At 62.0% G+C, this 2,792-nt stretch carries 3 protein-coding genes; all 3 read left to right on the top strand.

Annotated elements, in window-relative coordinates:
* Nucleotides 1-232 precede the first annotated feature (232 nt).
* Nucleotides 233-700: a hypothetical protein gene (locus tag ACP153_RS22970; protein WP_424970027.1), complete on the top strand. Its 468-nt coding sequence runs from the start codon at nt 233-235 to the stop codon at nt 698-700.
* Nucleotides 701-945: 245 nt separating this feature from the next.
* Nucleotides 946-1,890: a DUF2927 domain-containing protein gene (locus ACP153_RS22965; protein ID WP_424973342.1), complete on the top strand. Its 945-nt coding sequence runs from the start codon at nt 946-948 to the stop codon at nt 1,888-1,890.
* 419 nt (nt 1,891-2,309) lie between these two features.
* Nucleotides 2,310-2,777 carry a hypothetical protein gene (locus ACP153_RS22960; protein ID WP_424970027.1) on the top strand — a complete coding sequence of 156 codons (468 nt, stop codon included), beginning with the start codon at nt 2,310-2,312 and terminating at the stop codon, nt 2,775-2,777.
* Nucleotides 2,778-2,792 lie beyond the last annotated feature (15 nt).

Here is a 2,792-nt window from a genome sequence, read left to right as displayed (position 1 = left end):
CTCTGAAACCACGCAGCTTTCCGGAAACCCTCGAACACCCCGCGCAGAAGGCCTGATCGCGGGAGCGTGATGTGCGTCAGCGCGCAACAACCTCTCGCATCATCGCCATTTCATTCCGAGCCCCCCCGACCCAAATCCATCTCATCGGCAGCGACACACACCGCCGACACACACAACACCGCGGCTCGCAACGCACAAACAGGCCGCGCAACACACTGAAAGGACTACTGAAATGAAACTCGCTCTGACCTCCGCCCTCGTGATCGCCCTGACCGCTCCGGCCTTCGCATCCTCCCAGCTCGAGCGTCAGCTCGGCGTCGAGCCCGGCGTCTACAGCTTCTCCGAACTGGCCGCCATCAAGGGCAGCTACGACACCGATAACGGCTACAACATCGCCCCCCGCGGCGACGTGGTCTCGACCCAGTCGGTCGGCATCTCCCCGGCCCATGCACAGCTGGCCGCGACCCTGGGCGTGGACGCGAATGACTACAGCTTCGCCGAGCTGGCCAACATCAAGGGCAGCTTCGACACGGACAACGGCTACAACATCACCGAGCGCGGTGGCGTCGTCTCGACCCAGTCCGTGGGCGTCTCCGGCGCAGCCGCACAGCTGGCCGCAAGCCTGGGCCTCGACGCGACCGAGTACAGCTTCGCCGAGCTGGCCGCGATCAAAGGCGCCAAGGGTTCTCCTAACGAGTAATCCTTAACATCCCCCGAACCCCCGCCCGGATACCTCCCAACGGGCGGGGAACTCGCGCTGCCCCGCGCGAGTGTCTGGACGAAAGATGCCACCGCCTCTGAGGCCCAGCATCCCGACCGCCAACAAACCCGACATATGGAATCAGGAAGATCTGCCCCGGCAAATCGGCCGCCCGGTTCGAACTGGCTTTCCCATGCCTACTCAAGACCTTGGCACCGCGACTTGAAGCATTTGCACGATCCAGCATGTCATGGCACCTTGGGCTTGTAGTTCTGGAGCGTATCTCGATGCAGAAACTGACCAAATGTGCCATTCTCGCGGGAGCATTGACCTGCGCCGCCTCGGCGGTTCCTGCGGGGTCGACCGTGACCAAGGGCAGTCAGGGCACTGCGGTCAAGCTTTCCGAGACACCTCTCGCCCAGTATTACCGAAAAATGCAGACGAGCTTCCTCGCGCAGGGTCTGATGAAGACCACGACGCGGATGCCGAATGCGCCCATGGATCCTGCGACGCTGTCCCGCGACTTCGTCGAGATCGCTCTGCACAATGAATATAGCGGTGGACTAAGCTCCTCCGGCCATCGCAGCACGAAACCTTTGTTGCGCTGGGAGGAGCCAGTCCGGCTTCAGGTGATGTTCGGCGCGAGCGTCGACAAGGCCCGGCGCGCCAAGGATCTGCGCTCGATCTCGAGCTATGTAAACACGCTGGCCCGCGCCACACGCCACCCGATCACCGTGAACCCGCATAAGCCGAACTTCCACGTGCTCGTAGTGACCGAAGCAGAGCGGAAGAGCCTCTCAAAGACACTGCCGAAGCTTATTCCGGGGATCTCCAAATCGACACTGAGCAATATTGCACGAATGCGTCGCAACCATCTCTGCATGGTCGTGGCGGAGCCCTATGGCGATCGCAGCCGCGGGTTCCGGAAGGCGGTAGCGATCATCCGCGCGGAACACCCGGACCAGATGCGCGCCTCCTGCATTCAGGAAGAGCTCGCTCAGGGCATGGGGTTGTCCAATGATTGCCAGGAGGTCTGGCCCTCGATCTTCAACGACGACCAGGAATTCGCCCTCTTGACGCGCCGGGATGAGAAACTGCTCGGCATGCTCTATGATCCGCGGCTGAAATCCGGGATGACACCTGCCGAAGTGTCCCCCTATCTGCACGCGGTCGCCTCGTCACAATACTGATCTGCGCCTCATTTCGTTGCTTCAGGACCCCGATTTCAGGGTCTTTTTTGTTGGGGTTTGGGGGGGCCAAGCCCTCCCCTCAGATTTCTTTCGATTTTTTTCTGTCACATTGGCTGTGACTTTTGCCCCCCTCAGCCCCCTTTGTTGGAAACATCACCGGGTTGTGAGGGTGTGTGTCCGGGTAAGCCTCTGAAACCACGCAGCTTTCCGGAAACCCTCGAACACCCCGCGCAGAAGGCCTGATCGCGGGAGCGTGATGTGCGTCAGCGCGCAACAACCTCTCGCATCATCGCCATTTCATTCCGAGCCCCCCCGACCCAAATCCATCTCATCGGCAGCGACACACACCGCCGACACACACAACACCGCGGCTCGCAACGCACAAACAGGCCGCGCAACACACTGAAAGGACTACTGAAATGAAACTCGCTCTGACCTCCGCCCTCGTGATCGCCCTGACCGCTCCGGCCTTCGCATCCTCCCAGCTCGAGCGTCAGCTCGGCGTCGAGCCCGGCGTCTACAGCTTCTCCGAACTGGCCGCCATCAAGGGCAGCTACGACACCGATAACGGCTACAACATCGCCCCCCGCGGCGACGTGGTCTCGACCCAGTCGGTCGGCATCTCCCCGGCCCATGCACAGCTGGCCGCGACCCTGGGCGTGGACGCGAATGACTACAGCTTCGCCGAGCTGGCCAACATCAAGGGCAGCTTCGACACGGACAACGGCTACAACATCACCGAGCGCGGTGGCGTCGTCTCGACCCAGTCCGTGGGCGTCTCCGGCGCAGCCGCACAGCTGGCCGCAAGCCTGGGCCTCGACGCGACCGAGTACAGCTTCGCCGAGCTGGCCGCGATCAAAGGCGCCAAGGGTTCTCCTAACGAGTAATCCTTAACATCCCCC

Source organism: Dinoroseobacter sp. S76 (assembly GCF_049801095.1).
Taxonomy (GTDB): Bacteria; Pseudomonadota; Alphaproteobacteria; order Rhodobacterales; family Rhodobacteraceae; genus Dinoroseobacter.
This window is presented reverse-complemented; position numbering and strand designations above follow the sequence as displayed.